This is a genomic window from Mesorhizobium newzealandense (assembly GCF_042682145.1).
GTDB classification, from domain to species: Bacteria; Pseudomonadota; Alphaproteobacteria; order Rhizobiales; family Rhizobiaceae; genus Mesorhizobium; species Mesorhizobium newzealandense.
Map to the genome: position 1 here is coordinate 38,299 of NZ_JBHUGZ010000018.1, position 22,972 is coordinate 61,270.

General features: G+C 63.7%; 23 protein-coding genes and 1 tRNA gene. 16 read left to right on the forward strand and 8 right to left on the reverse strand.

The window, feature by feature from the left end; all coding sequences use genetic code 11:
- Positions 1 to 187 precede the first annotated feature (187 nt).
- Positions 188 to 391 carry a hypothetical protein gene (locus ACFSOZ_RS28005; RefSeq protein WP_379103325.1) on the forward strand — a complete coding sequence of 68 codons (204 nt, stop codon included), beginning with the start codon at positions 188 to 190 and terminating at the stop codon, positions 389 to 391.
- Between the two features lie 221 nt (positions 392 to 612).
- Here the strand turns inward: ACFSOZ_RS28005 and ACFSOZ_RS28010 are convergent, their stop codons facing one another.
- Together ACFSOZ_RS28010 and ACFSOZ_RS28015 are read right to left on the reverse strand one after the other, a co-directional pair.
- The gene (locus ACFSOZ_RS28010; protein WP_379103327.1) at positions 613 to 2,445 is read right to left on the reverse strand and encodes an adenylate/guanylate cyclase domain-containing protein; all 1,833 of its coding nucleotides are present in this window, start codon (positions 2,443 to 2,445) and stop codon (positions 613 to 615) included.
- A gap of 436 nt (positions 2,446 to 2,881) precedes the next feature.
- Positions 2,882 to 2,966, reverse strand: a tRNA-Leu gene (locus ACFSOZ_RS28015).
- A gap of 274 nt (positions 2,967 to 3,240) precedes the next feature.
- On the opposite strand from ACFSOZ_RS28015, the gene ACFSOZ_RS28020 reads away from it, so the two are divergent.
- Entirely contained in the window at positions 3,241 to 3,828 is a 588-nt protein-coding gene (locus ACFSOZ_RS28020) for a YqaA family protein (RefSeq protein WP_379103329.1), read from the forward strand.
- Positions 3,829 to 3,910: 82 nt separating this feature from the next.
- On the forward strand, positions 3,911 to 4,429 hold the full coding sequence (locus ACFSOZ_RS28025; RefSeq protein ID WP_379103332.1) for a disulfide bond formation protein B: 519 nt from the start codon (positions 3,911 to 3,913) through the stop codon (positions 4,427 to 4,429).
- A gap of 168 nt (positions 4,430 to 4,597) precedes the next feature.
- Here the strand turns inward: ACFSOZ_RS28025 and ACFSOZ_RS28030 are convergent, their stop codons facing one another.
- Both ACFSOZ_RS28030 and ACFSOZ_RS28035 read right to left on the reverse strand, forming a co-directional pair.
- Positions 4,598 to 5,155 (reverse strand): HNH endonuclease, encoded by a 558-nt coding sequence (locus ACFSOZ_RS28030; RefSeq protein WP_006328497.1) that lies wholly within the window; start codon positions 5,153 to 5,155, stop codon positions 4,598 to 4,600.
- 127 nt (positions 5,156 to 5,282) lie between these two features.
- Complete coding sequence (locus ACFSOZ_RS28035; protein ID WP_379103335.1) at positions 5,283 to 5,924, reverse strand: DNA-3-methyladenine glycosylase family protein; 642 nt, start codon at positions 5,922 to 5,924, stop codon at positions 5,283 to 5,285.
- Positions 5,925 to 5,997: 73 nt separating this feature from the next.
- On the opposite strand from ACFSOZ_RS28035, the gene gluQRS reads away from it, so the two are divergent.
- On the forward strand, positions 5,998 to 6,873 hold the full coding sequence (gluQRS, locus tag ACFSOZ_RS28040) for a tRNA glutamyl-Q(34) synthetase GluQRS (protein ID WP_379103337.1): 876 nt from the start codon (positions 5,998 to 6,000) through the stop codon (positions 6,871 to 6,873).
- A gap of 149 nt (positions 6,874 to 7,022) precedes the next feature.
- Positions 7,023 to 7,946 (forward strand): DMT family transporter, encoded by a 924-nt coding sequence (locus ACFSOZ_RS28045; RefSeq protein ID WP_379103339.1) that lies wholly within the window; start codon positions 7,023 to 7,025, stop codon positions 7,944 to 7,946.
- Here ACFSOZ_RS28045 and ACFSOZ_RS28050 read toward each other — a convergent pair.
- The gene (locus ACFSOZ_RS28050; protein ID WP_379103341.1) at positions 7,909 to 8,760 is read right to left on the reverse strand and encodes a YihY/virulence factor BrkB family protein; all 852 of its coding nucleotides are present in this window, start codon (positions 8,758 to 8,760) and stop codon (positions 7,909 to 7,911) included. The genes ACFSOZ_RS28045 and ACFSOZ_RS28050 overlap by 38 nt on opposite strands.
- A gap of 58 nt (positions 8,761 to 8,818) precedes the next feature.
- On the opposite strand from ACFSOZ_RS28050, the gene ACFSOZ_RS28055 reads away from it, so the two are divergent.
- The 7 genes from ACFSOZ_RS28055 to ACFSOZ_RS28085 all read left to right on the forward strand — a co-directional run bounded on the left by ACFSOZ_RS28055 (position 8,819) and on the right by ACFSOZ_RS28085 (position 14,222).
- The gene (locus tag ACFSOZ_RS28055; RefSeq protein WP_379103343.1) at positions 8,819 to 9,685 is read left to right on the forward strand and encodes an SDR family oxidoreductase; all 867 of its coding nucleotides are present in this window, start codon (positions 8,819 to 8,821) and stop codon (positions 9,683 to 9,685) included.
- A 24-nt stretch (positions 9,686 to 9,709) separates the two neighbouring features.
- Positions 9,710 to 9,901, forward strand: a complete 192-nt coding sequence (locus ACFSOZ_RS28060) for a twin transmembrane helix small protein (RefSeq protein WP_111544248.1) — start codon at positions 9,710 to 9,712, stop codon at positions 9,899 to 9,901.
- A 25-nt stretch (positions 9,902 to 9,926) separates the two neighbouring features.
- Positions 9,927 to 10,508, forward strand: coding sequence for a cob(I)yrinic acid a,c-diamide adenosyltransferase (locus ACFSOZ_RS28065; RefSeq protein WP_379103345.1), 582 nt, complete (start codon positions 9,927 to 9,929; stop codon positions 10,506 to 10,508).
- Positions 10,509 to 10,540: 32 nt separating this feature from the next.
- Positions 10,541 to 11,344, forward strand: coding sequence for a rhomboid family intramembrane serine protease (locus ACFSOZ_RS28070; protein ID WP_379103347.1), 804 nt, complete (start codon positions 10,541 to 10,543; stop codon positions 11,342 to 11,344).
- Positions 11,345 to 11,524: 180 nt separating this feature from the next.
- The gene (locus ACFSOZ_RS28075; protein WP_379103349.1) at positions 11,525 to 12,274 is read left to right on the forward strand and encodes an electron transfer flavoprotein subunit beta/FixA family protein; all 750 of its coding nucleotides are present in this window, start codon (positions 11,525 to 11,527) and stop codon (positions 12,272 to 12,274) included.
- A 22-nt stretch (positions 12,275 to 12,296) separates the two neighbouring features.
- Positions 12,297 to 13,226, forward strand: a complete 930-nt coding sequence (locus tag ACFSOZ_RS28080) for an electron transfer flavoprotein subunit alpha/FixB family protein (RefSeq protein WP_379103351.1) — start codon at positions 12,297 to 12,299, stop codon at positions 13,224 to 13,226.
- Positions 13,227 to 13,343: 117 nt separating this feature from the next.
- Positions 13,344 to 14,222, forward strand: a complete 879-nt coding sequence (locus ACFSOZ_RS28085; protein ID WP_379103353.1) for a 3-hydroxybutyryl-CoA dehydrogenase — start codon at positions 13,344 to 13,346, stop codon at positions 14,220 to 14,222.
- Between the two features lie 24 nt (positions 14,223 to 14,246).
- On the opposite strand, the gene ACFSOZ_RS28090 is transcribed toward ACFSOZ_RS28085, so the two are convergent.
- From ACFSOZ_RS28090 to ACFSOZ_RS28100, 3 genes are all read right to left on the reverse strand, one after another.
- Positions 14,247 to 16,163: a PAS domain S-box protein gene (locus ACFSOZ_RS28090; protein ID WP_379103355.1), complete on the reverse strand. Its 1,917-nt coding sequence runs from the start codon at positions 16,161 to 16,163 to the stop codon at positions 14,247 to 14,249.
- Between the two features lie 224 nt (positions 16,164 to 16,387).
- Positions 16,388 to 17,026 carry an NrsF family protein gene (locus tag ACFSOZ_RS28095; RefSeq protein ID WP_379103357.1) on the reverse strand — a complete coding sequence of 213 codons (639 nt, stop codon included), beginning with the start codon at positions 17,024 to 17,026 and terminating at the stop codon, positions 16,388 to 16,390.
- Position 17,027: 1 nt separating this feature from the next.
- Positions 17,028 to 17,579, reverse strand: coding sequence for a sigma-70 family RNA polymerase sigma factor (locus tag ACFSOZ_RS28100; protein ID WP_379103359.1), 552 nt, complete (start codon positions 17,577 to 17,579; stop codon positions 17,028 to 17,030).
- A gap of 206 nt (positions 17,580 to 17,785) precedes the next feature.
- Here ACFSOZ_RS28100 and ACFSOZ_RS28105 point away from each other — a divergent pair, with 206 nt between their 5' ends.
- The 4 genes from ACFSOZ_RS28105 to ACFSOZ_RS28120 all read left to right on the forward strand — a co-directional run bounded on the left by ACFSOZ_RS28105 (position 17,786) and on the right by ACFSOZ_RS28120 (position 22,972).
- Positions 17,786 to 18,793 carry an iron ABC transporter substrate-binding protein gene (locus ACFSOZ_RS28105; protein ID WP_379103361.1) on the forward strand — a complete coding sequence of 336 codons (1,008 nt, stop codon included), beginning with the start codon at positions 17,786 to 17,788 and terminating at the stop codon, positions 18,791 to 18,793.
- Between the two features lie 173 nt (positions 18,794 to 18,966).
- Complete coding sequence (locus tag ACFSOZ_RS28110; protein ID WP_379103493.1) at positions 18,967 to 20,547, forward strand: ABC transporter permease; 1,581 nt, start codon at positions 18,967 to 18,969, stop codon at positions 20,545 to 20,547.
- On the forward strand, positions 20,544 to 21,626 hold the full coding sequence (locus tag ACFSOZ_RS28115) for an ABC transporter ATP-binding protein (RefSeq protein ID WP_379103363.1): 1,083 nt from the start codon (positions 20,544 to 20,546) through the stop codon (positions 21,624 to 21,626). Before ACFSOZ_RS28110 ends, ACFSOZ_RS28115 begins: the two co-directional genes overlap by 4 nt.
- A 317-nt stretch (positions 21,627 to 21,943) precedes the next feature.
- The gene (locus ACFSOZ_RS28120) at positions 21,944 to 22,972 is read left to right on the forward strand and encodes an ABC transporter substrate-binding protein (RefSeq protein ID WP_379103366.1); all 1,029 of its coding nucleotides are present in this window, start codon (positions 21,944 to 21,946) and stop codon (positions 22,970 to 22,972) included.

A 22,972-nucleotide genomic window follows, 5' to 3' on the forward strand; every position in this document is an offset into this window, starting at 1 on the left:
GGCCAGCAAACGGTCACACGCTTCCCGACGGCGAAGCCGGCATCCTCGAAAACAACGAGATGGTGGCGCTGTTGGAAAGTGTATCGTTTTACACAATTTCCAATTGCTGGACTCGCGCGATGCGTCGGTAGTTTAATTTTGCATCGAGCCAAGGAGTGGAAGGGTCGCGAACTGGGAGGAAGCAGACATGGATTTGGAATTCGACATCCGCCATCCATCTGACGATCAGCCATACGAAATTGCCTCTTTTGCGCGAAAGTACGGCCTAACGATCCCAATTGCGGACGCCGTGCTTTTCGCCAAAGGACCGTCGCGGACGGCATGCGACGCTGCCGCATTGGCTTTCCTCTGCGCTATTGCCGCTCAAGCCAAGAAACCGAGGGCGCAATAGGCCAGCCAGCAGTCTGCGCTGATTTCAAGCAATCCGCCGCTTCGCGGCGCGCGGGTTGAAGAAAGTGGGACAGGGTGGAAACCGGAGGTTCACGGCTGCTCTACGCCCTCAGTCCTCGGACAAGCCGGCCCGAGAACTATCCTTCCAGAAGCGACGCGGGATGAAGGGACGTCGCCTGGCCGACGTGACGCGCAGGAGAAGGCATCTTGCAACCGCGACGATCACTCCGGCACGCCGGAGATGCCCAGCGCCTCGACGTAGCGTTCGGCGAACTTCTTGTCCAACCACGGGTTGATCTGTCTCTGCAGGGTGAGCGTGAAGGTCGGGAACGCCTCCATCAGCCGCCGCGCCGCCGCCTGCGCCTCGTCCAGCCGGTTGAGTTTGACCAGCGCCATGATCACCACCCGGTGCGAGGAGCCGTAGTTCGGCATCTCGTGCAGCGCGCGTTCTCCCCATGCCAGCGCTTCCTCGTAGCGCTCGAGCATCAGGTAGCTCATCCCGATGCCGGAGAGCGCGATGCCCTTCTCGGGGTCGACCGGGCTCAGCCGCATCGCCCTGTGAAAGTGCTCGATCGCGACGAGCGGGCGGCTGGAATGTGCGTTGACCCAGCCGCAGCCCGTATGGCCCTGCGCCGAATTGGGGTTGAGAAGCAGGGATCGTTCGATCGTGCCCAGCGCCATCTCGTATTCCTTCGCGCTGTAGGCGATCACCTGCGCGGCGAAGCGTAGGCTCGTGGGGTCGTCGCGCGCTTCCGCCAGGACCTCGCGCGCCATGCGCGCGGCGACTCGGGTATCGTCGGGCTCGTGCCAGCACTGGCTCACGGATAGGCTGCGGATATAGGCGCCAAGTGCCTTCGCCAGGTTGAAGCCAGGGTCGATGCTGAGCGCCTCGTTGGTGAGCCGGCGCACGTCGGCAAAGCCTTCGCGCGTCATGCTGTAGAAGCGCGGCAGCGCGCGAAGGTAGAGGTCGTAGGCGCTGATGTAGTCGGTCGGCTTCATGCGCGCTTGCTTGATCTGCTCCAGCCGGATGCTCGGCTCGACAGCGCCGACGACGCTCTCGGTCACCTTGTCCTGCAGTTCGAAGATGTCGCTCACGTCGCCCTCGAAGCGGTCGGTCCAGACATGGTGTCCGCTGATCGCGTCCACTAGCTGCCCACTGATGCGCACCCGCGATCCTGCTCTGCGGATGCTGCCTTCGAGCACGTAGCGGACGCCCAGCTCGCGCCCGACCTGGCGCAGGTCCACCGCCCGGCCCTTGTAGGTGAAGGACGAGTTGCGCGCGATCACGAAGAAGGAGTTCACCCGGCTCAATCCCGTGATGATGTCCTCCACCAGCCCGTCGGCGAAGTATTCCTGGTCGGGGTCGCCGCTCATGTTGGTGAAAGGCAGAACCGCGATCGAGGGTTTCTCGGGCAACGGAGGCGGTGCAGCTATCGAGGCGCTGGCGTCGGTCTCGACGCGGTAGGCGCGCACAGGCCGCTCGATGTTCTTGAGGCGCAGGTCGCCGAGCAGCGTGAAGCCGCAGTCGAGCTTGCCCTGAAGGTGATCGTAGGCGGTGCCCGAGACGACCACGGTGCCGGGATCGGCGACGCCTTCGAGGCGGGCGGCGATGTTGACCCCGTCGCCGTAGATGTCGCCGTCCTCCTCGCAGACCACGTCGCCGAGATTGACGCCGATGCGGAAGTGAATCCGCTCTTCCTCGGGCGTCTCCGCCTCGTGTTCTGCCACGGCCTGCTGGATCGCCATCGCCGAGGTCACCGCGTTAACGACGCTCGCGAACTCGCACAGGATGCCGTCGCCGGTGAGCTTGACGATCCGACCCTGGTGCTCGGAGACCAGCGGTTCGAGGAGGTCCTTGCGGTAGATCTTCAGCCGCTCCAGCGTGCCGCGCTCGTCGCGCTCCGTCAGGCGCGAATAGCCGACCACATCGCAAGCCAGGATCGCTGCGAGGTGGCGCTGCGTGGTCGTTGCACCGCTCAGCCAAGCGCCCGAACGCGGGCCGCCCCGCTTCGATGTCCTGCCAACGTCCAGACGTCCCCCGTGCATGGTATCCATCTCTCCCAGTCTCCGCCCGTCGCCGATACAGAACGGAGAACGCAGCTTGACCTTGCCTTCACGAGATTTCGCTATCCCGCTTGCGAGGCGTGGAGCGGTCCAGTCGCCGCACTAACAGCCAACCGGCGACACGCCCACGCAGCCTCTGGGGACACTGACACGCCACTCCCAGAAGGTCGGAGATATTTCCTGCCCTGTGTAACCGGTTGACGCCACCGGGGCGGTGCTTTTGTATCCGGCATCGCACCAGACGTTCGCGCTTGGAGGTCCTGAGGTCGGCAAGTGGCGCAACGCACCGTCCGACGCCGGAGTGTGTCCGCTTGAGTCCGGAAAAGCCGTAAGCGACGACCCTAATAGATGGGCAAACAGGCGCGGGGGTTGAAGAAAGTGGGACAAAGATAGGCGAACTGACAAACTCAGTGCCTGAAAAATGGGATGGTGCCCCTAGCCGGAATCGAACCAGCACTCCTTGCGGAACTCGATTTTGAGTCGAGCGCGTCTACCAATTCCGCCATAGGGGCTCAGGCCGGGAGGCCTGGATGGGCGCGGACTATACGGTCGGAGGCCTGTTCGTCAACTGGCCAATTGTCGACGGCCCGGATGCGACCAAACTTCACCTTTCGATTTCGCGACGGCGCTGCCATTGTGCAGCGCGGAAAATCTTTCTAGACAGGCGGCGCATCAAAGTGCGGCGCGTCTGACGGAATGGATGGCGCGCGCTTTGGGTTTTGTGTTGTGCATGCCGTTGTCCCGAAACCGCTGCGCACTTTTGGGCGACACGCATTAGGAGTGCCGATGCTTCGCGGATTGTACGACTGGACCTTGTCGCTGGCGGCACGCAAATCCGCCGAATGGTGGCTGGCCTTCATCGCTTTCGTCGAAAGTTCGGTGTTTCTTGTGCCGGCCGACGTGCTCTATCTGCCGATGGCGCTGTCGCGGCCGGATCGCGCCTACCGCTACGCGCTGATCGCCACCGCCGCCTCGGTGCTGGGCGGCATCGCCGGCTGGTTCATCGGCCACTACGCCTATGACGCGGTGGCGAGGCCGATTCTCGAATTCTACGGCAAGTATGACGAGTTCGAGGCACTGCGCGCAGGCGCGGGAGTCGGCTTCATCATCCTGATGCTGATCACCTCCGGCGCAGCCCATCTGCCGCCGATCAAGGTGGTGACCATCCTGTCAGGCGTCATCGGCGTCAATTTGCTGCTGTTCATCGTGCTGGCGATCGTAGCGCGCGGCGGCCGTTTTCTGTTCCTGGCCTGGCTGTTGCGCCGTTATGGCGAGCCGATCCGCGAGTTCATCGAAAGGCGCCTTGGCCTGATCGCCAGCGCTGCGGCGGCTGCCCTGATTTTGCTCTATATCCTCGTCAAATACGCGTTCTAGTCCATGTCGCCCAAAAGTGCCCAGCGGCTTTGGCACAACGACATGGATAAGGGCCGGCGGCGAACTCAACGGACGAAAACCCATGACAGCGACCATGAATGCCGACACCGGACGCCAGCGGACGCGCACGGCCTTGTTTCTCGCGGTCGCCATGGCCGCCACCGTCGGCTCCGCGCTCTGCTTCCAGTACATCGGCGGCTACATCCCCTGCCATCTCTGCCTTGAACAGCGCACGCCCTATTACATCGGCGCGCCGCTGATGCTGCTGGCGGTGATTGCATCGATGCTGCACGCACCGGCATGGCTGACGCGCGGCCTGCTGGCCGTCGGCGGCCTGCTGATGCTCTATGGCCTCTATCTCGGCGTCTACCACTCCGGCGTCGAATGGCAGTGGTGGGCCGGTCCGACCGATTGCACCGCGGGCGCCGGGCCGGTCGACACCGGTGGCAAGGGCGTGCTCGACGCGCTCGACAAATTCGTGCCACCGTCCTGCGACAAGGCCGCGCTGCGCATCCTCGGCCTGTCGCTGGCCGGCTGGAACGCCATCGCCAGCCTTGTCCTGGCCGCCGTCGCCTTCCGCGGCGCTCTCACCCGCGACTGAGCAAAGTTCGACTGAACCAGCGCGACGCGGAGTTCGCGCAAAAATTCGGCAGGCTGGGTCGGATGGAGTGATTGTCGAGAACCGAAGCGGAGCGGACATTTGGTGCGTGAGCATCGGAAGCACAGACAATCGCTCCAGACGGCCAGCCTCCCGAATTCTCGAACGATCTCAGGGTTCGAGTTCGACATCCCAGTACAGATAATCCATCCAGCTTTCATGCAGATGGTTGGGCGGGAACAGGCGGCCGTTATTGTGCAAATCGTGCACCGTCGGCTGGAACGGTTTCTGCAGCGGCCACATCTTGGCATGCGCCGGCATCATGCCGCCCTTCCTGAGGTTGCAGGGCGAGCAGGCGGCAACGACATTCTCCCACGTCGTCGCGCCACCGCGATGGCGGGGGATGACGTGATCGAAGGTCAGATCCTCAGGCGTGCCGCAATACTGGCACTGGAAGCGGTCTCGCAGGAAGACGTTGAAGCGGGTGAAGGCCGGATGCCTGGACGGCTTCACATAGGCCTTCAGGCTGACGACGCTCGGCAGCTTCATCGAGAAGGTCGGCGAGGACACCGCGTGCTCGTATTCGGCGACGATGTTCACCCGGTCGAGGAACACCGCCTTGATGGCGTCCTGCCAGGACCAGAGCGACAAGGGGTAATAGCTGAGCGGACGGTAATCCGCATTCAGCACCAGCGCTGGAAGCCCATCCGGAGATACGGCAACCGTCACCTCGTTTACCTCCTAGTTCTCGAACCGATCGGCGCGGATACTGTAAGCCCGACATGACAGGGATGTGAAGCGGATTGTCGCGTCGCTGAAGCGCCAAAAAAGCATGATTTTTATGCTTTTCGCGAATTCAGGCGGGTGGCGCGGCGTCCCGCCCCCTGGTTTCGCGATAATAGGACCAGAAAAGCCGCGATGCGACACCTCGCCACGGGCTCCATGATTCGGCCAATGCGATCAGTATTTTCTCCGGCGGACGCGGCTCAATGCCGAGCGCGTGGCCGACCGCGCTCTGCAAGGCGACGTCGCGCGCCGGAAAAATGTCGGGGTGGCCGGCGGCAAACAAAAGATACACTTCCGCCGTCCACGGGCCGATCCCGGCCACCGCTGTCATCGCCGCGATCGCCTCCTGGGCATCAAGCGAACAGAGGTGATGCAGGTCGAGGCCGTCGGACACCGCCTGGGCAATGGCAATCAGCCCACGCTGCTTCGGCCGCGACAGGCCGGCCTCGCGAAACATGTCTTCGCCGGCGGCGAGAATCGCCTGCGGCGTCAGCGGATCGACGAGCTTTGTCAGCCGGCCGAAGATCGCGTCGGCGCTGGCGCGGGACACTTGCTGCGAGACGACGATCGAGGCCAGGCTTCGAAACCCCGGCTCGGAAAGCCGCAGCGGCACCTCGCCGGCCATGCCGCGCACCTTCTCCAGGCGCGGGTCGATCACGCAAAGCGCATCGAGGCCCCGGGCAATATCGTCTGATGTGGCGATGCGTTGCATGCTTTCTTGTTCCTTGACCCTCGACAAGGTAGCAATTGGCGCAGCGTCGCAAAACAGGATTGCCGCCTGAGAGATGACACTCCTGACATTCCGCTTCGCCCCCAGCCCCAATGGCGACCTGCATCTAGGCCACGCCTATTCGGCGCTTCTCAATCAGAAATTGGCTGACGCCACCGGCGGGCGCCTGCTGCTGCGCATCGAGGATATCGACACGACGCGCTGCACGCCGCAATTCGAGGCCGGCGTGCTTGCCGATCTGAAATGGCTGGGGCTTGGCTGGGAACAACCGGTACGCCGCCAGTCCGAGCATTTCGCCGAGTACCGAGCGATGCTCGAGCGGCTGATCGAGGAAGAGCTCGTCTATCCCGCCTTCATGAGCCGTGGCGAGATCCGCGCCTTCATCACCGACAGCGAGGAGCGCGGGCGCGACTGGCCGCGCGACCCCGACGGCGTGCCGCTCTACCCCGCCGCCGACAAGGCGCTGCCGGCGAAGGAACGCAAGCGGAGGATCGCCGAGAATGCGCCTTTCGCCTGGCGGCTGGACATCGATGCCGCCAGGGCGCGTGTCGGCAAGGATCTGTCATGGACCGAATTCGTCGATGAGACGCTCCTTGCGACGCGCCCCGTCGAAGCCCGTCCGCAGGATTGGGGCGACGTGATCGTGGCGCGCCGCGATATCCCGACCAGTTATCATCTCGCCGTCGTCATGGACGATGCGCTGCAAGGCGTCAGCCATGTCGTGCGCGGCCAGGACCTGTTTTCCGCCACCGGCGTCCAGCGCCTGCTGCAGGATCTCCTCGGGCTGCCGCAGCCGGCCTATTTCCATCATCGCCTCATTCTTGGGCCGGACGGACGAAAGCTGTCGAAGAGCCTCGGCGACACTGGCCTTGCCAAGCTGCGCGGCGCTGGCGCGTCACCTGACGACATCAGGCGGATGGTCGGGCTCTGAGCCGGCGAAGTCTGAGAATTGCCTGCCGAATCCGTTGGCCGTTGAATTCCGGTGATGCATGGATCAATCGTTTCGTTTTGCGCGCCGGCTTGAACCGCATTAGAGCATCGCCACGGTCAATTCTTCCCCAGCGCGGCGGTCTCCGGAACATGCACAGCATCAAGCGGTTCATCCCCGCCACCTTCGTTGTCCTGTGGGCGACCGGCTTCATCGGCGCGCGCTACGCCATGCCATGGGCGGAGCCGTTCACCTTCCTCGCCGCGCGTTTCGTCCTGGCCGCCATCCTGCTCGCCGTCCTGATGCTCGTGCTGGGTTCGAAAAGAGCCACCCGCACTGAAGCGCTGCACGCCACCGGCGCGGGCATCCTGATGCATGGCGTCTATCTCGGCGCCGTCTTCTGGGCCATCCACAGAGGCATGCCGGCCGGATTTTCGGCCCTGATCGTCGGCCTGCAGCCGCTGATTACGGCGGTGCTTGCCGGCAAGTTTCTCGGCGAGGCGATCCTGCCGCGCCACTGGGTCGGTCTTGGCATCGGTCTCATTGGCATCGTCATCGTGCTGTGGCCAAAGCTCGGCGCGCTCGGCGGCGGCGTGACGGCAGCGACATTGGCCGCATCTCTGGTCTCGGTGCTCGGCATGAGTGCCGGTACCATCTGGCAGAAGCGTTTCGCCTCCGGCGGCGACCTCGTCGCGGCAACCATGTGGCAATATGTCGGCGGCGCCGCTTTGATGATCCTCGCCGCGCTCGCCTTCGAGACACACACGGTCGTCATCAACGGCGAGCTGATCTTCGCCATGGCCTGGCTGGTGCTGGTGCTGTCGCTCGGCGCCATCTTCCTGCTGATGGTGATGATCCGTGACGGCGAGATGTCGAAAGTGGCGTCGCTGTTTTACCTGGTGCCGGCGGTGACGGCCGTCATCGCCTGGGCCTTGTTCGACGAGCAACTCAATGCGCTGCAGATTGCCGGCATGGCGATAACGACATTCGGCGTTGGCCTGGCAACGGCTCGGTCGACCAAATCTCAGCCGACCAATCTCAACCGACCCGTGCGCGTGCCTCCAGGTAACGGCTGATCGCGGCATTGAGCTCGCCGCCGAGGATGAAGATCGCCGAGACCATGTAGAGGAAGACCACCGCGATCATGATCGAGGCGAGGCCTGCATAGGTCGTCACATAAGACGAGAAGTGATCGAGATAGGTGGCGAAGATGGTCGAACCGATAAGCCATGCCGCCAGCGTGAAGATGATGCCCGGCACCAGCGAGACGAAGCGGCGCTTGCCCGCCGGCAGCCAGAAATGCACGGCAAACAATCCGCCGACAATGACCACCGAGGCGATGACATAACGCCATAGCGTGATCGTGCCCATATAGGGCTTGATCCCTTCGATATGGGCTTCGGCCAGACGCGCCAGCAGCGGCGCGAACACCAGGAGCACGCTGATCGCCAGGAAACCGGCCGTCGCGATCAGCACGAAGATGATGCTCTGCACCCGACGGTAGATGATGCCGCGCGTTTCCGAGACTCGATAGGCTCGGTTGAGCGAGGTGCGCAGCGCCTCGATGCCATTCGAGGCAAAGTAGGCGGCAAGCAGCACGCCGTAGGTCAACAGGTCGGTACGCCTGACGGTCAGCACATTGAGCACTTCGCGCGCGATCGGCTTGGCGATCTGCTCGGGCCAGGTGTCGAAGACCAGATGCACGGCCGTGTCGGCAAAGGCCTGGGCACCGAGGAAGCTCGCCAGCGTCGTGGCGAAAATCAGGAACGGAAACAGCGCCATCAGCGACGTGATCGCCAGATGGCTGGCCATCGCCCAACCGTCATCGGTGTTGAAATGGCCAAGTGCGTCGTAGAGCACGCGGCGCAGGGCGACAATATTCCGCAGCAAGAACCCGCGCTCCCTTCGATTGTCTCGACGCCGCGAATATGGGAAGGGAATGCGGCAAATGGCAACCCTTCGTCAAACCATGAATTCTCCAGCGGAAGAGTTGCGCTCGATCATCGTCACCGGCGCATCTTCGGGAATAGGCGCCTATTGCGCGCGAGCGTTGAAGGCCGAAGGCTGGCGGGTGTTCGCGACGGCGCGAAAACCCGACGACATCGCCGCACTCGAGGCTGACGGCATCGAGGCTTTCTACCTCGACTATACCCAACCAGACTCCATCGCCGCCCTGGTGACGGGAGTGCTCGATCGCACCGGCGGCCGGCTCGACGCCCTGTTCAACAATGGCGCTTACGCTCAACCCGGCGCCGTCGAGGATCTGCCGGTGGCAGCGCTCAAGGCGCAGTTCGAGGCGAATTTCTTTGGCTGGCATGACCTCACCCGCCGGCTGGTGCCGGTGATGCGCCGCCAGGGCCATGGCCGCATCGTCCACTGCTCGTCGATCCTTGGTCTCGCCCCGGTGCGCTTTCGCGGCGCCTATTCGGCCTCGAAACACGCGCTGGAAGGCCTGATGCTGTGCCTGCATCAGGAACTCCAAGGCAGTGGCATCCATGTCTCGCTGATCGAGCCCGGGCCGGTAACGTCGAAAATCGCCAGCAATGCGCTTCCGTGGTTCCTGAAGAACATCGATCACGAGAACTCGGTCCACCGCATCGACTATGCGGCGCAACTGGAAAGGCTGCGGGCCGGCGGCAGCCAATCGAAGCTGAAACCTGGCCCGGAAGTGGTTCATGCGGCGCTTCGCCATGCACTTCTGTCGCGGCGCCCGCGCCCGCACTATGTGGTAACAGTGCCGGCCAGGATCGGTGCGGTGCTCAAACGCATCCTGCCCGCATCGATGCTCTACCGCTTCCTTGCCAAACGCGCCTGAACCAACCGAACTTGGGAACACACCATGGCAACCGTCTTCAACATCCTCGCCGTTCTGGTCATGGTCGCTGTCGTGATCGTGCTCGTCCGCGGTCTCATCAACATGATGCGTGGCGGTTCCGGCGTCACGTCGAACAAGCTGATGCAGGCGCGTGTTCTGCTGCAGGCCGTGGCGCTGGTGCTGATCCTGCTGGCGGTGTATTTCACCCGCAAGTGAGGATATCGGCGGCTGGGGAGGCGACGTGGTCAAGCTCAACAAGATCTACACCCGCACCGGCGATGATGGCACCACGGGTCTCGGCACCGGCGAACGGCGGCTGAAGTCCGATCTGCGGGTCGACGCCTATGGCACGGTTGACGAAGCCAATGCCTGCATCGGCATCGCTCGGGTCCACACCGCGACAACTCACCCGGCGATCGACGCCATGCTTTCCCGCATCCAGAACGATCTCTTCGACCTCGGCGCCGACCTCGCCGTGCCCGATGACGGCAAACCGCTCGGCTATGAGCCGCTACGCATCATCGCCACCCAGACCGACCGGATCGAAAAGGATATCGACCTGCTCAACAAGGACCTTCAGCCGCTCAGATCCTTCGTGCTGAACGGCGGCACGCCGGCGGCCGCCGCCCTGCATCTCGCCCGCACCGTGGCGCGGCGGGCCGAACGGCTGATGGTGGCCCTGGCCCAGGACCCTAGCGAGCACGTCAACCGCGACGGGCTGAAATACATCAACCGCGTCTCGGATTTCCTGTTTGTCGCCGCCCGGGCGGTCAATGACAATGGAAATGCCGACGTGCTATGGGTTCCCGGCAAGAACCGCTGAACTGTCCGAAAGCGCGAGGGGGCCAGGGACCGATGTTCATCCCGCTTTACGACACCAACAGGCTGCGGCACATCCGCCTGCAATATGTGACGATCGGGCTGATCGTGGTCAACGCCCTGGTCTACTGCGCCACAGCGCTCGGCGGCGAGAACTTCACCAATGCCGCCGTGCTCGGCCTCGGCTTCATCCCAGCCGTCGTCCATGACACCGCCGAGCTCGATCCTCGCTTTGTCGTCGTCCCCGAAAGCCTGAGCTACCTCACCTATTCCTTCCTGCATGCCGACATTTTCCACCTCGGCGGCAACATGCTGTTCCTGTGGGTGTTCGGCGACAATGTCGAAGACGCTCTCGGCCACGTCCGCTACCTCATCTTCTACTTGTTGTGCGCAGTCGCCGGAGCCGCCTTCCAGGGCCTCGTCGCCTGGGATTCGCAGGTGCCGCTGATCGGTGCCTCCGGCGCCATCGCCGGCGTGGTCGTCGCCTATCTGATCCTTTATCCCAGGGTAAAAGTGTGGGTGCTCGCTTTTGCCCGCATCCCGCTGCGCATTCCGGCCTTCATCCCGCTCATCCTGTGGGTGCTTTTCCAGGTGGTGATGTTTGCCGCCGGCGGCGAAGACCAGATCTCCTGGGCCTGCCACATCGGCGGCATCATTGCCGGCGCCGTGCTGGTGCTTGTCTTGCGCAGCCGCGGCGTGCCGCTGTTTGCCGGCGCTGACGACGATGCTGCCGTTGCCGCTCCTCCCGAACAGCCGCCCGTTGCCGCCGACACGGTTACGCCCGACCCATCCGCCAACACGCCGCGCTGGGGGCGAGGAACCGCTTCCAGTTCGGACTGAACCGATTTGAGCGGCTTGCGGCGTATTGACGTGCAGGGTCGTCGCAACTACGGAAACGTCTCCGTCGCAGCCCAAGGCGGTCAAAGACCAGAATTTCCATCCGGAATGTCGGCTTTCGACAACTCAGAAAGGGCGCAGGCTGTTATAGCGCGCCTAATTATCTTGAAGAGGTGACAGGCAATGAAGATCCTTGTGCCCGTAAAGCGGGTTGTGGATGCGAACGTCAAGGTTCGCGTGAAGGCTGATGGTTCGGCGGTGGAACTCGCCAACGTCAAGATGGCGATGAACCCGTTCGACGAGATCGCGGTGGAAGAGGCGATCCGGCTGAAGGAGGCCGGCAAGGCCGAAGAGATCGTCGTCGTTTCGATCGGCCCGCAGCAGGCGCAGGAAACCTTGCGCACCGCGCTTGCCATGGGCGCCGACCGCGCCATCCTGGTCAAGACCGACGAACAGACCGAGCCGCTCGGCGTCGCCAAGGTGCTGAAGGGCGTCGTCGACGCCGAACAGCCCGGCCTCGTCATCCTCGGCAAGCAGGCGATCGACGACGATTCCAACCAGACCGGCCAGATGCTGGCGGCGCTTCTGGGCTGGGCGCAGGGCACCTTCGCCTCCAAGGTGGTGATCGACGGTGACAAGGCCAAGGTGACGCGCGAAGTCGACGGCGGCCTTCAGACGGTGGAACTGAAGATGCCGGCGATCGTGACCGCCGATCTGCGCCTCAACCAGCCGCGCTATGCCTCTCTGCCCAACATCATGAAGGCCAAGAAGAAACAGCTCGACGAGAAGACCCCGGCCGACTACGGCGCCGACGTCAAGCCGCGGCTGAAAGTGCTTAAGACCGAGGAGCCGAGCGGCCGCAAGGCAGGCGTCAAGGTCAAGAGCGTCGCCGAACTGGTCGACAAGCTCAAGAACGAAGCCGGCGTTTTGTAAGCGATCGGGAAAGGAACAAGAAATGGCTATTCTTCTGATTGCTGAACACGACAACGCGACGCTTTCCGACCAGACGGCCAAGGCGCTGTCCGCGGCCCTGCAGATCGGTTCGGACGTGCATGTGCTGGTTGCCGGCAAGGGCGCCAAGGGTGCGGCCGACGCCGCCGCCAAGCTCAAGGGCGTGAGCAAGGTGCTGCTGGCCGAGGCCGACGAGCTTGCCGAGCGCCTCGCCGAACCGACGGCGGCACTCGTCGTGTCGCTGGCGGGCGCCTATGACACCATCATCGCGCCGGCGACCTCGTCGGGCAAGAATGTCGCGCCGCGCGTCGCAGCGCTGCTCGATGTCGCGCAGGTGTCCGAGATCATCGAGATCGTGTCGCCCGATACGTTCAAGCGGCCGATCTATGCCGGCAACGCCATCCAGACGGTGCAGTCGACCGACGCCAAGAAGGTGATCACCGTGCGCACCGCCTCCTTCCAGGCAGCGCCCGAGGGCGGCTCGGCCTCAGTCGAGACCGTGAAGGCGGCGGCCAATCCCGGCCTGTCGACCTTCGTCGAGAACAAGCTCTCCGACACCGATCGCCCGGAACTGACCTCGGCCAAGATCATCATCTCGGGCGGACGCGCGCTGGGTTCGGCGGAAAAGTTCCAGGAGGTCATCCTGCCGGTCGCCGACAAGCTCGGTGCAGCCGTTGGCGCCTCGCGCGCTGCCGTCGATGCCGGCTACGCGCCGAACGACTGGCAGGTCGGCCAGACCGGCAAGGTCGTGGCTCCCGATCTCTACATCGCGGTTGGCATCTCCGGCGCCATCCAGCACCTTGCCGGCATGAAGGATTCGAAGGTCATCGTCGCCATCAACAAGGACGAGGAGGCGCCGATTTTCCAGGTCGCCGACTACGGCCTTGTCGGCGATCTCTTCGTCATTTTGCCGGAACTGCAGAAGGCGCTTTGACGCTTTCTGCCAAAGCGTATTAAATAGTGAGGGGCGGGGTAGACGAAGTCGCCCCGCCCTTTTAGTTTGCACCGCACAAAAAGCAGGCCGCAAAGGCCTTTTGACGGGATCGGTGTAATGAGCAAGATCGAGACGATCGGCATCATCGGCGCGGGCCAGATGGGCGGCGGCATCGCCCATGTCTCCGCGCTTTCGGGCTACAAGGTGCTGATCTACGACATATCGCCCGACCGCATCGAGAAGGGCATCGCCACCATCAGCGGCAACATGGCCCGTCAGGTGGGATCCGGCAAGCTCGACGAGAAGGTGCGCAACGAGGCGATGTCGCGCATCGCTTCCGCGCCGACGATGGCCGATCTCGCCGGCGCCGACCTGGTGATCGAGGCGGCGACCGAGGACGAGACGGTCAAGCGCAAGATCTACGCCCAGCTCTGTCCGCAGCTTAATCCCGAAGCCATCCTGGCGACCAACACCTCGTCGATCTCGATCACACGGCTTGCCGCGCAGACCGACCGGCCGGAGCGGTTCATCGGCATCCATTTCATGAACCCGGTGCCGCTGATGAAGCTGGTCGAGCTGGTGCGCGGCATCGCCACCGAGGACCAGACCTTCGAGGCGGCAAAGACCTATGTGAAGCAGCTCGACAAGACGATCACGGTTTCCGAGGATTTTCCGGCCTTCATCGTCAACCGCATCCTGCTGCCGATGATCAACGAGGCGATCTACACGCTCTATGAGGGTGTCGGCTCGGTCGATGCCATCGACACCGCCATGCGGCTCGGCGCCAACCATCCGATGGGGCCGCTGCAGCTGGCCGACTTCATCGGCCTCGACACCTGCCTGTCGATCATGCAGGTGCTGCATGACGGCCTGTCGGACTCGAAATATCGCCCCTGCCCGCTGCTGGTCAAATATGTCGAGGCCGGCTGGCTCGGCCGCAAGACCGGACGCGGTTTCTACGACTATCGCGGCGAGCACCCCGTTCCGACGCGCTGATCAGGTCTGGACTGATCGACCAGATCAGGACGCCGCCGCAAGCGGCGTTTCGGTCCGGTCGCTTGAACGGTTCTCGTCCGGCGCCACACAAACGCATCCGCGGCCAGCCGCCTTGGCCGCATAGCAAGCGGCGTCGGCCCTCGCGATGATCTCGTCGACTTCGCCGCAATTGGCGCTGATCGCAGCCAGCCCGATGCTGGCGCCGATCACGTGAGGACGGCCATCCCAGGCGAAGTCCAGGCCACCGATCGCATCGATGATGGATCGCGCCGCGATCGTTGCGCCGGCTGCCGAACCCGATTTCAGAATCACCGCGAATTCATCTCCGCCCAGACGCGCGACGATGTCTTCGGGACCAAGGACGCCGCGAACCGCCTCGGCAACCCGCTTGAGCAAGGCATCCCCGGCTGCGTGGCCGCCGGTGTCGTTGACCAGTTTGAAATGATCGAGGTCGATGAACATGAACTGATGTCCGCTGCCTTTGCCCGAGGTGCCGTCCTTGCGCGCCTGGTCGACCAGTGCCTCCATGGCGCGGATGAAGCTCGAGCGATTGGCAAGGCCGGTCAGTGCATCATGCGCGGCGGCATGGGCGAGCTGGCGCTGCAGCGCGCGCGCATCCGTAAAGTCCTGGAAAACGATGACCAGTCCGCAGAATTCGCTCCGATCGTTGATGATCGGCGACACCACCTGACGGATGCTGCAGCGCGTGTCGTCGCGCCGGATGAGAACGGCGCGGCTGTTCTGGTCGGCGGGCGCCTGGCCGCCGACCGTGGGCCGGGTCACGCCGATCCGGTGTCCCGTCTCCTCGTCGACCGCCCAGTAGACATGGCCAAGCATCTTGCCGAGGGCCTCGCCGCCGGCAACCCCGGTCAGCTTTTCGGCGACCGGGTTCATGAAAGTGATGCGGTTTGCGGCATCGGTGCAGATGACCGCATCGCCGATCGACTGCAGCGTCACCCTCAGCCGCTCCTTCTCATCGGCCAGCATCGCCGCCGACACTGTGAGGCGTGCTTCGGTCTCCTTGCGCCGGGTGATGTCGGTCAGGCTGCCGATGGCTCTGACCAGCCGCCCCTCCTCGTCACGCTCGATGGCCTTGCCGCGGTCGAGGAACCACATCCAGTGGCCATCCTTGTGACGCATCCTGAATTCGGCTTCGAAGTAGGGCGTATTGCCGTCGAGATGGGCGCGGTCCGCCTCGGCGACGGTCTCGCGATCGTCGGGATGGATCAACGTCAGCCAGTGGTCGGGATCGCCGTCGAGTTCGCCGTCCGCATAGCCCAGCATCTTGACCCAGGTCGAGGAATAGGTCGTGCCACCCTTGCGCATGTCGAAGTCCCAGACGCCTTGACCGGCGCCGGCCAGCGCGAAATTCCAGCGCGTTTCCGCTTCGGCAATGCGCGCCTCGGCCTGCTTGCGCGCGTCGATGTTCTCGATCTGCGAGACGAGATAGAGCGGATGGCCGCTGTTTTCGTCACGAATGACGGAACCGGCAAGATGGGCCCAGATCGGGGTGCCGTCCTTCCTGAGGTAGCGCTTCTCGAAGTGGAAGGAATTGACCGTGCCCGCTTTCAGAGCGTCCATCGTTTCCCGGCCGATCTGAACATCGTCGGGATGCGTGATCTGGAAGAAGGTCAGCGCCTCGACCTCTTCCCGGCTGTAGCCAAGCATGGCGACGAAGGCCGGATTGGTCTCGAGAATGCGCCCGTCGAGGCCGACGACGACGATACCGATCGCCGAGTCCTCCATGGCGCGGCGGAAGCGCTGCTCGCTCTCCGCTATCTGCCGGCGATCCTCACTGACCCGGCGGTTGAACAAGACGGCGAGGAACAATGCACCCACCGCCACCCCCACCGCGACCTGCAGGCAGAGTTTCAGCGCCTCGGTGCCGAGATCCAGGTGCGACAGCAGGATCGAGGCCGTCACGACACAGAGGCCGGCCACGAGCACCGCCAACCCTGCGTGCCCAAGAGATTTTCGGCCGGTCAAGCCTCGCCATATCACGATACGTGCCACCCCCGTGCGCAAACGCATGTTGTCGCGACAACCTTGGCGGATCGATTTTAAGGAATGGTTGCGTCCGGCATACCGGCGCCATCGCTAACCGACAAACAATTGCCGGCATGATTAAGGATCGGTGTGCATGGGGTCGCGATCGTGGCGTGGCGCTACCAGCGTACGAAAAACCGCCCGCCGAGCGCGCCGAGCAGCGCGAGTGCCGCGATTGCTATCGTGTACCAAGTGGCGACAAAAAGCGGCGAATCGTCGAAGCAGTGCGCGGCATAGAAGGTCGCTGCGAGCCCGCCGGCGAGCAGGCCCGCCACCGCGCCGGCAAGGACCGGCCGTGTCGGTGCGCCATAGCGCAGCATCCACAGGAAGATGGCAAGCGGGCCGATGCCGATCAGCGGAATGAAGCCCATGCAGATCATCATGTTGGAGCCGACCATCCTTGTGCCCCAGTCGGCCTCGGGCACGGCCAACAGCTCAAGAACCACGGCCGCGGCTACCAACAGCGGCGCGGCGAACATCCCAGCCATTGCCGGGCCTGTCGGGGCACCGGGTGTCGACAAGGCGCGGATCAGGGCAAAGGCGCTGACGGCAAGCACGATGGTAAAGACGAATTTGGAGAGGAAGCGCATTGTGTGCGCGGCGGCCATGAAGTCCGGGCGCGGGCCGATCGTCAGCAGGAAAACGATGGCCGCGATGACAACAGCCGCACCGGCGGCCATCCACCAGACCGATTGCAGCGGCATCGCCTTGCTGCGGGCATCGGCGTCCAGCGCCTTGATGAGATCGTCCGTCCTCATGTCATTCCCGCCCGAAGCGCCCCTGCCCGAATCGCTTGGCTATGGCGGCGAGCCCCCGATGCAGCGACACACGCACCGCCGTCTCGCTGATGCCGAACTTTGCCGCCGTCTCGCCGATCGACCGCCCTTCCACCGACACGGCCGAGACCACGGAACGCTGTGCCGGCGACAGCCCGTCGAGCGCCCGATTGATGTCGCGTTCGCTGACAGTCTCCGTTTCCGGCTCGGCGAAGGTCTCCGCGATGTCGTCGACATCGATCTCGATGCGCCGTCCGCGTCGCCGGAACGCGTCGATCAGCTTGAAGCGGGCGATCGCATAGACCCACGGCAACACCGGCGCATCCTGGCGCCAGGTATGTCGTTTCACATGAATGGCCAGCAAGGTTTCCTGCACGACATCCTCGGGATCGACCCCGCCCTGCACGATCTTGCGCCTGACAAAACCGCGAACCAGCGCGGCAATCCGGTGCAGAAAGTCGGCGTAGGCCCGTTCATCTCCCGCGATCGCGGCCCGCATCAGCCGGGAAAGCTCGGCCTCATCCTTGCCGGTCACAAGAGTTACTCCCCCGATTTTCGCGTCTCGGCGCTGATTTGTTACGTGGCCGGCGAAATAATGTCCAAGCCAAATTACCGGCAAATCACGAAAGTTTGCGTCCCGGCGGTTGATCAAAATCGGCAAGTCAATGTTGACTATCCCTGTCAGGTATCGATAGGTGCAGCCGTGATAGACGCAAGCCCCCCGAGATCGAGGACAATGCCATGAAATACGCTCTTTCCACCCTCGTCGGCGCCACCGCGCTGGCAATCAGCCTGATCGCCAGCCCGGCGATGGCGGAAGATGATGGCATCATTGTCTACAATGCTCAGCACGAAAACCTGACCAAGGCGTGGGCCGAAGGCTTCACCAAGGAAACCGGCATCAAGGTCACTGTCCGCAATGGCGGCGACAGCGACTTCTCCAACCAGATCGTCGCCGAAGGCGCTGCCTCGCCGGCCGACGTGTTCCTGACCGAAAACTCGCCTGCCATGGTGCTGGTCGAAAGTGCCGGCCTATTCGCTCCGGTCGACGCCGACACGCTTGCGCAGGTTCCCAACGACTATCAGCCGGCCAGCGGCAAATGGGTCGGCGTCGCCGCACGCAGCACCGTCTTTGCCTACAACAAGACCAAGCTGACGGCCGACCAGCTGCCCAAGTCGATGCTCGATCTCGCCGATCCGAGCTGGAAGGGCCGTTGGGCCGCCTCGCCGTCGGGCGCCGATTTCCAGGCCATCGTCAGCGCGCTGCTGCAACTCAAGGGCGAAGCCGCCACAGCGGACTGGCTGAAGGCGATGAAGACGAATTTCACCGCCTACAAGGGCAACAGCACGGTGATGAAGGCGGTCAATGCCGGCGAGATCGAAGGCGGCGTGATCTATCACTATTACTATTTCGGCGATCAGGCCAAGACCGGCGAAAACAGCGGGAATGTCGAGTTGCACTATTTCAAGAACCAGGATCCGGGCGCCTTCGTTTCGATCTCCGGCGGTGGCGTGCTGGCCTCGAGCAAGCATCCGAAGGAAGCCCAGGCCTTCTTGAAGTGGGTCACCGGCAAGGGCGGCCAGGAGATATTGAAGACCGGCGATTCCTTCGAATACGCGGTCGGCAAGGGCGCGGAGTCCAATCCGAAGCTGGTGCCGCTCGCCGATCTGCAGGCACCCAAGGTCGATGCCACGACGCTGAACTCCAAGAAGGTCACCGACCTGATGACCGCAGCCGGCTTGCTTTAGTTGCCATTCGTCCTAAAAGGACACCGACCACGCTCCCGCGGGAAATTCGCCTTCCGCGGGAGTGATTTGTTTTTCGAGATGGCATTCGTCGATGACGACACGCTGTGTTCCCGACCGCAATCGCGGTCCTTCATTTGCTGCCGCTGGACGGCAACGGCACGGCGTCTGACCTGATGCAGTCTGCGGTCGATCTCGCGCACTCGGGCCTGCCTGTGGGCACAGGCCGAAGGGCTCGGCGACGCGCTGCTTCCTGGCTGCTTGTCGCCGCCATCTTCGTTTCGCTGCTGGCGCTGCTGCCGCTTGCCTTCATCATCTGGATCGCGGTGCAGACCGGCTGGGAAACCGTCGCGGCGCTGGTCTTCCGGCCGCGCGTCGGCGAGCTTCTGGTCAACACTGTCCTGCTGGTCTTGCTGGCCGTGCCGATTGCCCTTGTGCTGTCGGTGACGCTGGCCTGGCTGACCGAGCGCAGCGACCTGCCTGGCGCCAGGCTCTGGGCCTGGCTGTGCGTGGCACCGCTCGCCATCCCGGCTTTCGTGCACAGCTATGCCTGGATCACCATGGTGCCCAGGCTGCACGGCCTGTGGGCCGGGGTGCTGGTTTCCGTCATCGCCTATTTCCCGTTCCTCTATCTGCCGGTGTCGGCGGCATTGCGCCGTCTCGATCCCGCCCTCGAGGACGCCGCGGCAGCACTCGGCCTTGGGCCCTGGCGCGTGTTCTGGCGCGTCGTGCTGCCGCAATTGCGGCTTGCCATCTGCGGCGGCTCGCTGCTGGTCGGGCTGCATCTGCTGGCCGAATACGGCCTCTATGTCTTCATTCGCTTCGACACCTTCACCACGGCGATCGTCGACCAGTTCCAGTCGACCTTCAACGGGCCGGCGGCCAACATGCTGGCCGGCGTGCTGGTGAGCTGCTGTTTCGTGCTTCTGGGCCTTGAAGTGCTTGTGCGCGGCGAGGAGCGCTATGCCCGCGTCGGCTCCGGCGCCGCACGGTACCAGCAGCGTGCGAGCCTCGGTCGCGCCACCATTCCATGCCTGCTCTTGTTTGTCGCCACCACGCTGCTGGCGCTTGGCGTGCCTTTCGTCACCATCGGCGGCTGGCTCGCCGCCGGCGGCACCGCTGTCTGGCGGTTCGACGAGATCGGCCTGGCGCTCGGCCAGACGCTGTTCCTGGCGATTGCCGGCGCGCTGCTCGCCACTGTCGCCGCCATGCCGATGGCCTGGATTTCGATCCGCGCGCCCGGACCCTTGCAGCGCGTGCTGGAGGGCTGCAACTACATCGTCGGCTCGTTGCCGGGGGTCGTCATCGCCCTGGCGCTGGTCACCATCACCGTGCGCATCGCCCTGCCCCTCTATCAGACCCTGTTCACCATCCTAGTGGCCTATGCGCTGATGTTCCTGCCGCGCGCGCTGGTCAGCCTGCGCGCATCGATCGCGCAGGCGCCGGTCGAGCTCGAACGCGCGGCCTCCAGCCTCGGGCGGCCGCCGCTGCAGGCGCTGTGGTCGACGACGATCCGCCTGTCGGCGCCGGGTGCCGCAGCCGGCATGGCGCTGGTGGCGCTCGGCATCATGAACGAACTGACCGCCACCCAGATGCTGGCGCCGAACGGCACCCGCACCCTGGCGATGGCGTTCTGGTCCTACAGTGGCGAGATTGATTATGCCTCGGCGGCACCTTACGCCTTCATCATGGTGGCGATGTCGCTGCCCCTGACCTGGCTGCTCTATGTCCAGTCGAAACGGATGGCCGGACGATGAGCTTTCTCGAAATCAGCTGCCTGCACAAGCATTACGGCCCGGTGGCGGCACTTGCCGGCGTCGACCTGAACGTCACCAGTGGCAGCCGCACGGCGATCGTCGGCCCGTCCGGTTGCGGCAAGACGACCTTGCTGCGGCTGATCGCCGGCTTCGAGGCGCCGGACCAGGGCCGCATCACGCTCGACGGCGAGGTGCTGGCCAAGGACGGCAGTGCGGTGCCGGCACATCGTCGAGGCATCGGCGTGGTGGCGCAGGACGGCGCCCTGTTTCCGCATCTGACCATTGGCGACAATATTGGTTTCGGCATGGGTCGCGGCGAGGACAAGCGCTCCGAGCGCATCGCCGAACTCGCCTACATCGTCGGGCTCGACAAGGCGATCCTCAAACGCCGACCGCACGAACTCTCCGGCGGCCAGCAGCAGCGCGTGGCGCTGGCCCGCGCCATGGCGATGAAGCCGCGGCTGATGCTTCTCGACGAACCGTTCTCGGCCTTGGATACCGCCCTGCGTGCCTCGATGCGCAAGGCCGTGGCTGAGCTTCTGGAGGCGGCCGGCATCACCACCATCCTGGTGACGCACGACCAGGCCGAGGCGCTGTCCTTCGCCAGCCAGGTGGCGGTGATGCGCGACGGCAAGTTCTCGCAGGTCGGCACGCCGCGCGAACTCTATCTCAAGCCGAAGGACAGGATGATCGCCGAGTTCCTCGGCGACGCCATCATCCTGCCGGCAAAGATATCAGGCGGCTTCGCCAATTCTCCGCTCGGCCGCATCGCCGTCGATACATCAGACAGCCGCGATGTGGCCCGCATCATGTTGCGGCCCGAGCAGATTGCCTTGAAGAGAACATCGCGCGAAGGCATGTCGGGCACGCCTGACATGCTGTTCGGCGAAGTGACGGAATCGGAATTCGCCGGCGCGATGTGCACGATCGCGGTGCGGCTTCTGAACAGTGCCGATCCGCCCGACGCGGCCGCGATCGGCAACACGCCGCTGGTCCTACGCAAATCCGGCATGGATGCGCCGGCGGTCGGCGAGATCGTCCGGCTGACCGTGTCGGGAAAGGCGCATGTGTTCGCCTGAACGGCCATGAACGACGCGACCGCGTCCTTGTGTTCAGGCGCGGCGGATGTCCCGTGCAATGATCTCGCCCGTCTGCGGCCTGGCCCGATGGCTCACTGTCGCGTCAATGGCGGCCTGCAGTTTTTTGACAGCCCTTGCAAAGGCACGGGCCCCGGTGGCGGCGCCACGCGGGGAAGACACGCCGCATGAAAACAGCCAGTCAAATGCATCAAATTCGCCAGGCCTTGGGGAACAAAATTGCCTAGCGACCTTACAACTTGTATTTTGGGCCTATCTAGGTTTCATAAGTCGGCAAATAACTTAGGGAGGTATTCAAAATGACAAGAAGGGCAATTCTTGGCGCCGGCATCCTTGCCGCCGGAATGTGGGCCGTGTCGTCATCTGCGTCCGCTGAAAGCCTGACCATATATTGCGGCGTTGACGAGGTCTGGTGCCAACAGACGGCGCGGGCCTTCGAGGAAAAGACCGGCATCACCGTGAATATGACCCGCAAGAGCGCTGGCGAAATCTATGCGCAGCTACGCGCCGAGGCCGCCAATCCCAAGGGTGACATTTGGTGGGGCGGCACCGGCGACCCGCATCTGCAGGCGGCCGAGGAGGGCCTGACCGAGGAGTACAAGTCGCCCCTGCTCGACCAGTTGCAGCCCTGGGCGATCAAGCAGGCGGAAACATCCGGCCACCGAACGGTCGGCATATATTCCGGCGCGCTGGGCTTCGGCTACAACAAGGATCTGCTTGCAAAGAACAATCTGCCCGAGCCGAAATGCTGGGCCGATCTGATCAAGCCGGAGTACAAGGGGCAGATCCAGGTCGCCAACCCGAATTCCTCAGGTACCGCCTACAACATGCTGGCCACGATCGTGCAGCTGTTCGGCGAGGAGAAGGGTTTCGAGTACATGAAAGCCCTACACAAGAACGTCAACCAATACACCAAGTCGGGTTCGGCGCCGATCAAGGCCGCTGGGCTTGGCGAGACCACGATCGGCATCGTCTTCATCCACGACGCCGTGTCGCAGGTCGTTGCCGGCTTCCCGATCGTTCCGGTCACCCCTTGCGAGGGAACCGGCTACGAGATCGGCTCGGAATCGATCATCAAGGGCGCCCGCAACATGGAAGCCGCGAAGAAATTCTACGACTGGGCGCTCGAGGCCGACGTCCAGTCTACGGCGCAGGATGCGGGGTCGTTCCAGGTTCCGTCGAACAAAGCGGCAAAAACCTCCGACAAGGCGCCTGACCTGGCTGCCATCAAACTGATCGACTACGACTTCAAAAAGTATGGATCGAGCGAAGAGCGCAAGCGCCTGCTGAAAAAGTGGGACGAAGAGGTCGCATCGCTGCCGCAATAG

What these genes read in the sequence shown, in the direction of transcription:
- ACFSOZ_RS28005 (WP_379103325.1), top strand. Translation starts at nt 188, where the DNA reads ATGGATTTGGAATTCGACATCCGCCATCCATCTGACGATCAGCCATAC.
- ACFSOZ_RS28010 (WP_379103327.1), bottom strand. Translation starts at nt 2,445, where the DNA reads ATGGATACCATGCACGGGGGACGTCTGGACGTTGGCAGGACATCGAAG.
- ACFSOZ_RS28020 (WP_379103329.1), top strand. Translation starts at nt 3,241, where the DNA reads ATGCTTCGCGGATTGTACGACTGGACCTTGTCGCTGGCGGCACGCAAA.
- ACFSOZ_RS28025 (WP_379103332.1), top strand. Translation starts at nt 3,911, where the DNA reads ATGACAGCGACCATGAATGCCGACACCGGACGCCAGCGGACGCGCACG.
- ACFSOZ_RS28035 (WP_379103335.1), bottom strand. Translation starts at nt 5,924, where the DNA reads ATGCAACGCATCGCCACATCAGACGATATTGCCCGGGGCCTCGATGCG.
- gluQRS (WP_379103337.1), top strand. Translation starts at nt 5,998, where the DNA reads ATGACACTCCTGACATTCCGCTTCGCCCCCAGCCCCAATGGCGACCTG.
- ACFSOZ_RS28045 (WP_379103339.1), top strand. Translation starts at nt 7,023, where the DNA reads ATGCACAGCATCAAGCGGTTCATCCCCGCCACCTTCGTTGTCCTGTGG.
- ACFSOZ_RS28055 (WP_379103343.1), top strand. Translation starts at nt 8,819, where the DNA reads ATGGCAACCCTTCGTCAAACCATGAATTCTCCAGCGGAAGAGTTGCGC.
- ACFSOZ_RS28060 (WP_111544248.1), top strand. Translation starts at nt 9,710, where the DNA reads ATGGCAACCGTCTTCAACATCCTCGCCGTTCTGGTCATGGTCGCTGTC.
- ACFSOZ_RS28070 (WP_379103347.1), top strand. Translation starts at nt 10,541, where the DNA reads ATGTTCATCCCGCTTTACGACACCAACAGGCTGCGGCACATCCGCCTG.
- ACFSOZ_RS28075 (WP_379103349.1), top strand. Translation starts at nt 11,525, where the DNA reads ATGAAGATCCTTGTGCCCGTAAAGCGGGTTGTGGATGCGAACGTCAAG.
- ACFSOZ_RS28080 (WP_379103351.1), top strand. Translation starts at nt 12,297, where the DNA reads ATGGCTATTCTTCTGATTGCTGAACACGACAACGCGACGCTTTCCGAC.
- ACFSOZ_RS28085 (WP_379103353.1), top strand. Translation starts at nt 13,344, where the DNA reads ATGAGCAAGATCGAGACGATCGGCATCATCGGCGCGGGCCAGATGGGC.
- ACFSOZ_RS28095 (WP_379103357.1), bottom strand. Translation starts at nt 17,026, where the DNA reads ATGAGGACGGACGATCTCATCAAGGCGCTGGACGCCGATGCCCGCAGC.
- ACFSOZ_RS28105 (WP_379103361.1), top strand. Translation starts at nt 17,786, where the DNA reads ATGAAATACGCTCTTTCCACCCTCGTCGGCGCCACCGCGCTGGCAATC.
- ACFSOZ_RS28110 (WP_379103493.1), top strand. Translation starts at nt 18,967, where the DNA reads ATGCAGTCTGCGGTCGATCTCGCGCACTCGGGCCTGCCTGTGGGCACA.
- ACFSOZ_RS28115 (WP_379103363.1), top strand. Translation starts at nt 20,544, where the DNA reads ATGAGCTTTCTCGAAATCAGCTGCCTGCACAAGCATTACGGCCCGGTG.
- ACFSOZ_RS28120 (WP_379103366.1), top strand. Translation starts at nt 21,944, where the DNA reads ATGACAAGAAGGGCAATTCTTGGCGCCGGCATCCTTGCCGCCGGAATG.